At 68.4% G+C, this 7,024-nt stretch carries 5 protein-coding genes; all 5 read left to right on the top strand.

Going from position 1 to position 7,024, the window contains the following annotated elements:
• Positions 1–531 precede the first annotated feature (531 nt).
• The 5 genes from ACFYMC_RS29300 (at position 532) to ACFYMC_RS29320 (ending at position 6,601) form a co-directional block, all read left to right on the top strand.
• Entirely contained in the window at positions 532–1,509 is a 978-nt protein-coding gene (locus tag ACFYMC_RS29300; RefSeq protein ID WP_388531069.1) for a hypothetical protein, read from the top strand.
• Between the two features lie 119 nt (positions 1,510–1,628).
• Complete coding sequence (locus ACFYMC_RS29305) at positions 1,629–3,191, top strand: APC family permease (RefSeq protein ID WP_388531057.1); 1,563 nt, start codon at positions 1,629–1,631, stop codon at positions 3,189–3,191.
• Between the two features lie 354 nt (positions 3,192–3,545).
• Positions 3,546–5,015 carry an amino acid permease gene (locus ACFYMC_RS29310; RefSeq protein WP_388531060.1) on the top strand — a complete coding sequence of 490 codons (1,470 nt, stop codon included), beginning with the start codon at positions 3,546–3,548 and terminating at the stop codon, positions 5,013–5,015.
• Between the two features lie 172 nt (positions 5,016–5,187).
• Positions 5,188–5,784: a GNAT family N-acetyltransferase gene (locus ACFYMC_RS29315; protein ID WP_388531063.1), complete on the top strand. Its 597-nt coding sequence runs from the start codon at positions 5,188–5,190 to the stop codon at positions 5,782–5,784.
• A 91-nt stretch (positions 5,785–5,875) separates the two neighbouring features.
• Entirely contained in the window at positions 5,876–6,601 is a 726-nt protein-coding gene (locus ACFYMC_RS29320; protein ID WP_388531066.1) for a hypothetical protein, read from the top strand.
• Positions 6,602–7,024 lie beyond the last annotated feature (423 nt).

Raw genomic sequence — 7,024 nt, forward strand, 5'->3', positions numbered from 1 at the left:
GTCCTCGATCTGCGCGACCGTCAGCGATTCATCACACAGTCAGCCCAACGACCAAGGCGACGACCAGTCACATCACATGCGGTTGCAGTACTAGCCTTCGGCGGACGCCCTTGGGGGAGCCCTCCTCAGTGATCTCGATCACGGTCGTGGTCTGTGCCGCTAGCTTCCGAGGAATGCCCGCTTGCCCGCTGCCGGAGGTGTTCGCGTTCTGTCTCACCGGTGTCGAGCGGATCTGCGTTCGAGGTCCTCCCCTCCCGGCCAAAGTGGCTGTGACCAGCTGATCACGTAAAGTTCCCGGGCTGGCGAGGTGGTGGGGAGGCGGCGCTTCAGAGGCGGCGAGTGGTGCTGCCGTCGCGCCGGGGCCACCATGTGGCGTTGCGTCGATCCCAGGCCGAACACCTCAACTGCACCCTGGATTGCAACAGTTGAAACGCGCCAGCCTTTGGTCTGCCCTTGACGCGGAGCAAGCCCTACCGCTTTGCTGTGCGTGATCATTCGCTCATGAACCGTGTTCTGGAGGGAAACTCGCGGATGTCCCCGCCTCCGCCACCCCTCGGCCGTCCCCGGAAGAAGGACGCCCTCCTCTTCGACCCGGCCTTGGGGGACGATGAACTCGTCTTGGTACGAGGACAGTTCGCTCAGGGGCGATGGTCCCGGGCGCGTTCCCTGCTGGTGGAGACCGGCGATGACTGGGACCGTCGTGGCCACCGCGTCGTGGTCCTCGCGGAGGCGACCACCTCCGCAGCCTGGGCGCGCGAGTGGCTCCTAGCCGAACCGGAGAGTGCCGACGCCGCCACGCTGCTCGCCTGCGCCGGCGTCTTCCGGGCCCTGCGCGGCAAGGAGAGCCCCGCCGCGGCCGAGCAGGCCTGCCGTGCTGCAGCCGCGCTCGTGCCAGCCGATCCAACGCCCTGGCTGGGGTTGCTGCTGCTCTCCCGGACCTACGGCACCGATGAGGAGTTCACCCGGTATTTCGACCAGGTACGAGCCCGGCACCGGGAGCACCACCACGCCCACCACGTGATGGTCAGTCGGCTTGCCGAGCGTTCCCCCGGCGGCGGCCAGGACCCCTTGCACGAGGTCTACGACTTCGCGGCCTGGGCCGCCGAGGAGGCGCCGGCGGACTCCCCGTTGGCCGTGCTCCCGGTGATCGCCCACGCCGAGCGCTACCGGGTGCTGGCCAAGGGTGCCGTGGTCTGCGGTGGTGGCGGTGCGGGCGGTTCCACCGGCGCTCCGAGTCCGGCTGAGCACTGGTCCGGTCGAAGGGCGCGGCAAGTACTCAAGGCGGCTTTCGACTGGTGGCTGGAGTGGGAGCGGGAGGACCATCCGCGCAACCGGATCGACCTGAACTTCCTTGCCCACGCCAAGCTGTGTGAGGGCCGCAAGGCCGAGGCCGCCGCCCTCTTCCACCGGATCGGCCGGCACGCCACGCCGGCGCCCTGGTCATACCCGGATCTGGACCCGTACCAAGCCTTCCTGGCGGCGCGTAGCGCCGCACTCGGTTCGGCCTGATCCGGGTCGCGCCACCGCACCTCGCTCCACAGAACAGAGCCCCACCGCACCGTGCTTGACCGGGTGGCCGTCCCCGAGGTCGCCCGGAAACCCCGTGAACGTTGAAAGGACCACCCGCCATGGCGACGGGCAGTTCCCTCTCCCCGGGCTCCAAGAGCTCGACCAGATCAAGTGGTGAAGAGATACGCACCTACAAGGGGCAGGACCGGGCGCTGCGAGCCGACCGCCTCGGCACGGCCGGCCTGCTGTTGTCCGTGTTGGCGGCGAGTGCCCCCCTGATGGTCGTCGCAGGTGTCATGCCCACGACCTTCGGGGTCATGGGCGTGGTCGGACAGCCGCTGCTCTTCGTCATCCTGGGAGTCGTGCTGGCACTCTTCAGCGTCGGGTACGCCGAGATGAGCCGCCACGTGCACAACGCGGGTGCCTTCTACGCGTACATCGCAAGAGGACTGGGGCCCACGGCCGGCGCCGGCGCGTCGATGGTGGCACTCGTCGCCTACAGCGCCATGCAGGTGGGCGTATACGGAATCCTCGGATTCGAGATCTCCGGGCTCTTCGCCACGTACCTCGATATCCAACTGGCCTGGTGGATACCCGCCTTGCTCGGGGTTGCGCTGGTCGGTGCTCTGGGGTGGTTGAAGATCGACCTCAATGCCCGGGTGCTCGGGGTGCTGCTGCTCATCGAGTGCGTGCTTGTGGTGATCTTCGATGTGGCGGCCATCGCCGACCCGGGACCGGAAGGCTTGTCCCTTCACGCCTTCAACCCCGAGACGCTGACCGGTGCTGGCCTCGGCACGGCCCTGTGTTTCTGCATCGCGGCTTTCGTCGGTTTCGAGCAGTCCCCGGTATATGCGGAAGAGACCAGCAAGCCTCACATTGTCGTGTCACGTGTGATGTTCCTTGCCGTGGGCTTCGTAGCGCTGTTCTTCGCCTTCAGCGCCTGGGCCCTCACCGTTGCCGCCGGGCCCGGCTCCATCGTCGGCACCTCGGCGGAAACCGGCCCCGGTCTCCTCTTCCAGCTCACGTCCGAACGGCTCGGCGGGACCTTCACCGACATCCTCCACGTCCTCTTCGTCTCCGGCATGTTCGCGGCGCTGCTGAGCTTCCACAACGTCGTGGCCCGCTACGCCTTCGCCATGGGGCGTGAGGGGCTGCTGCCCGCCGCCTTCGGCCGGACCAACACCACCAGTGGAGCGCCGGCCACCGGCTCGCTCCTCCAGACCGTGATCTCCCTCCTGGTCGTGTCCGCCTTCGCGCTCACGGACGACAGACCCGTCGGCGATCCCACCGCGCCGGTGCTCCACCTGTTCACGTGGATGGGCAGCACCGGCGCCCTGGGCGTGATCGTGTTGATGGCCACGGCGTCCTTCGCCGTCATCGCCTTCTTCGTACGCCGAGGCGCGGCCGGCACGCAGATCTGGCGTCTGATCGCAGCTGGACTGTCAGGGCTTGCGCTTGTGTCCATCGCCCTCTACACGGTCAAGGACTTCGACGTCCTCGTGGGTGCCGGCCCCGGTTCGGCGCTCAGTTGGATCCTGCCGGGCGTCATCGGCGCCGCCGTCGTCGGCGGACTCCTCTACGGAGCGGTGCTCCGCCGGACCCGACCCGAGGTCCACGACCGCATCGGTCTCGGGAACGAAGCCTTCCGCCTCGACCAGGTGGCCGAAAGCAACACCCCCTGACCGGAACGCCCCTGACGGAGACGGTGTCCCACCCGGCGTGGGACCACACCAGCCCCGCTTTCGTGCCCAAGCCCATCCGGCCTGGCCACGGAAGCGGGGCTTCGTGTTCTCCCCGGGGATCCCTCGCGCCACGGCACCCGCGCCCCAAACCAGCCTCCAATGATGGTTCCCGGTCCGGATCCCCTCCATCGCCGCAAGCAGGCGGATAGGGCGCATTTTGGTGCCTTCGGGGAGGTCGTGATCTCCTATGGGCGGCCGGCGCCAAACGTCACGGGCGAGTGACCACGCCCGCGAGCGGTGCCCCACCCCAGCTTGTCCCACCCTGCCTGTCCCACCACGAAGGCGAATGCGTACATGAGCGACCGCACCCTGAGCGCGGCGGAGCAGCCGCGCGCCACCGTACGAACGGCGGCTTCCCCGCACGTCGACGCCGGTGACGAGGGCTACAGCAAGGACCTCAAGTCCCGGCACATCAACATGATCGCGATCGGCGGGGCGATAGGCACCGGTCTGTTCCTCGGCGCCGGTGGGCGCCTGGCCGGCGCCGGTCCCTCCCTCGCACTTGCCTACGCGGTCTGCGGCGTCTTCGCCTTCTTCGTCGTTCGCGCCCTCGGTGAGCTCGTCCTCTACCGGCCCTCCTCGGGTGCGTTCGTGTCCTACGCGCGGGAGTTCATGGGAGAGAAGGGCGCCTACACAGCGGGCTGGTTGTACTTCCTCAACTGGTCGACGACCACCGTCGCAGACATCACCGCCGCCGCGACCTACGCTCACTTCTGGGCGATGTTCAGCGATGTCCCGCAGTGGATCCTCGCCCTGATCGCGCTCTCCGTGGTGCTCGCGGCGAACCTGATCTCGGTCCGCTACTTCGGTGAGATGGAGTTCTGGTTCTCCATCGTCAAGGTCGCCGCCCTCGTGGCCTTCATGCTCGTGGGCATCTACCTGGTGGTGACCGGGCACGAGATCGACGGCCACTCCCCGGGCTTCAGCACCGTCACCGACGCAGGCGGAATCTTCCCCGTCGGGGTGCTCCCCATGCTGCTCGTCGTCCAGGGCGTGGTCTTCGCGTACGCCTCGGTCGAACTCTGCGGGGTCGCGGCGGGGGAGACCGAGAACCCGGAGAAGATCATGCCGAAGGCGATCAACTCGATCATGTGGCGGGTCGGTGTCTTCTACGTCGGCTCGGTGGTTCTCCTCGCCCTCCTGTTGCCGTACACGGCGTACTCCGGGGACCAGAGCCCCTTCGTCACCGTCTTCGACAAGCTCGGGGTGCCCGGGGCGGCCGGCATCATGAACCTCGTCGTGCTCACCGCGGCGCTCTCCAGCCTCAACTCCGGCCTCTACTCCACCGGCCGCATCCTCCGCTCCATGGCGCTGGCGGGTTCCGCGCCCAAGTTCACCGGAGTGATGAACAAGGGCCGGGTCCCCTACGGCGGGGTCCTGTTCACCGCCGCCTTCGGTGTGATGGGGGTGGGACTGAACTACCTCATGCCCGGCGAGGCCTTCGAGATCGTGCTCAACCTCGCTTCCATCGGCATCCTCGGCACTTGGGGCATGGTGATGCTCTGCTCCCTGCTCTTTTGGCGGCGGGCCAACGAAGGCCGTCTCCAACGTCCTTCGTACCGGCTGCCCTGGGCGCCGTACACGCAGATCGTGACGCTCGGCTTCCTCGCCACCGTGCTGGTGTTGATGTGGAGCGACGGGGGCGTCGGTCGTACCACCGTGATGTTCCTCCCGCTGATCGCGGCTGCCCTGGTAGGCGGTTGGCTCCTGGTGCGCGGGCGTGTCGCGCAGACCGCACGGGACCGCTTGGACCTCCCGGGCTGAGTCGGCCGCGCCCGCCCTCGCGTTCCATCGGGGGACTGGTTCGCACGGCTTCGCCGGGGTGGTGCTCGCGCCTTGGAGTCGGAAGTGCGCGCAGACGCAGGCTCTTTCGCCCTCGCGTCGTCGACCCGGAAAGAGGTTGCGTCGAGGCCGGAGTTCGCTTTGTGTGGGCAGCATGGCCGACCTGAGTACCGACCGCCTCGTACTGCGCCGATGGCGCGACCGTGACCTTGGGCCATGGGCCGCGATGAACGCCGACCCGGAGGTTCGGGAGCACTTGGGTGACCTCCTCACCCGCGAGCAGAGCGATGCCTCCGTAGCGCGGTTCCAGGCCGAGTTCGACCAGCGGGGCTACGGATGGTGGGCCGTCGAGGTGCGAGCCACGGGCAAGTTCATCGGCTTCGCGGGCTTGGACCGAGTGGACGACGGCCTGCCCTTCGCTGGGGTGGAGATCGGGTGGCGGCTGACCCGCTCGGCCTGGGGCCGGGGCTACGCCACCGAGGCCGCGCTGACCGTCCTGGCTCACGGCTTCGGCAGCCTTGGGCTTCCCGAGATCCTTGCTGTGACCACGGCAACCAACTTCCGCTCACAGGCGGTGATGCGCCGCATCGGCATGACGCGCGACCCCGCCGACGACTTCGATGACCCCACCGCGCCCGAAGGACCCCTGCGTCCGAACGTGCTGTACCGCCTCGCCCGGGGGCCGGGGGCTGAGCCCCGTCTCGCTGCGGATACGGGGGCGATCTTGCGCGGTGCCGTGACCGACTGCTGAGGCCGGTCACCTCGAAGCCCTTTTCCGGGAACCGCCGTGGACGGCGTTTCGCCGGCGTTCCAGGGCGCGGGCGTGTGCGATGTTCGGGGGCATGGCGCCTGACGAGACGGAGAAGAACGGTTACGGCGACGGACTTCCGTTGGCCGCGGCCGCGGTCCTGTTCCTCGTCCTGCGGCTGTTCGCCGTCTCCGGCTACGACTGGCACACCGCCTTCGCGGTGCTGCACACCATGGACCTGGGCGACAGCATCGGCATCGTCATAGGGACGTTGATGGCCGATTCGCTGGCCGCAGCCGCCTACCTCGCCCTCCTCACCCCGATCGCCCTGCTGTGGCTGCACAGAAGCTTCTCCGCGTCCCCGGCACCCCACACCTCCGCCGACGCGCACCAGGCCCAGCCACCACGGCCGGGCCTCAGGAGCGGGGTCCTCATCCTCCTGAGCGCCCTCGCCGCGCTCGCCGCCTACGTCTGGACCTTCCACGCCTGGTGGTTGCCTCTGGCCGCCCTGGCTGTCGGTGGGCTGATCTTCGCCCTGGGGGCCGGGGCGAAAGCCGGCGGGCGGCGGCAACGTTTGACCGTGTGGACGGGCCGTAGGCTCGGCGTGCTGATCGTGGCCGCGTGGCTGCTCGCGGCGGCGACCGTCAGGACGCCCTGGGTTCCACTGGAACGCCTCCAACTGCGCGATGGTGCACGGCTGACCGGCTACGTCCTCCAGACCGAACCGGGGTTCTTGAAGGTTCTGACCGAAGAGGAACGAGAATTCCTCATCCTCACGGACCAGGAGGTCGCGTCCAGGCAAGAGATTCACAGGCGCTGAGGCGGCCCCCACCGCCCGGCGCCGACCACGAGCAGCCTCGGCTCCCCGGCCAGCCGTCAGGCGGCGCCCCACGCCCCGGTCTGCCCGGTTCGCTCTGGAGTACCCGGCGAAGCTGCCTGGTGAGTGTCGCAGGGTTCCCCGCGGCCCGCACGGGGCGGCGTCGAGCGGACAGCCGAAGCGGCCTATCGTCTGGCGCCTGACCGGGGGATACACCAGATGGCCGGTCACGTGGTTGTCACGCCACCGCCCAGAAACGCGAAAAACCCCAGATGAACTGGGGTCTTAGCTGGTGTCCGAGGGGGGACTTGAACTCTCCTCTCGGGCACCATGAGCTGCCCCGAGTTTCGTAGAGTCCGATCTTGATTGGTTCAGGCGGACTGCGGGGTTTGCTCCTGGCTGCGCCAGAAGGCTTCTTCGTACTCG

The sequence above is a fragment of the Streptomyces sp. NPDC006879 genome (assembly GCF_042869595.1).
GTDB lineage: Bacteria > Actinomycetota > Actinomycetes > Streptomycetales > Streptomycetaceae > Streptomyces.

What these genes read in the sequence shown, in the direction of transcription:
- ACFYMC_RS29300 (WP_388531069.1), top strand. Translation starts at nt 532, where the DNA reads ATGTCCCCGCCTCCGCCACCCCTCGGCCGTCCCCGGAAGAAGGACGCC.
- ACFYMC_RS29305 (WP_388531057.1), top strand. Translation starts at nt 1,629, where the DNA reads ATGGCGACGGGCAGTTCCCTCTCCCCGGGCTCCAAGAGCTCGACCAGA.
- ACFYMC_RS29320 (WP_388531066.1), top strand. Translation starts at nt 5,876, where the DNA reads ATGGCGCCTGACGAGACGGAGAAGAACGGTTACGGCGACGGACTTCCG.
- ACFYMC_RS29310 (WP_388531060.1), top strand. Translation starts at nt 3,546, where the DNA reads ATGAGCGACCGCACCCTGAGCGCGGCGGAGCAGCCGCGCGCCACCGTA.
- ACFYMC_RS29315 (WP_388531063.1), top strand. Translation starts at nt 5,188, where the DNA reads ATGGCCGACCTGAGTACCGACCGCCTCGTACTGCGCCGATGGCGCGAC.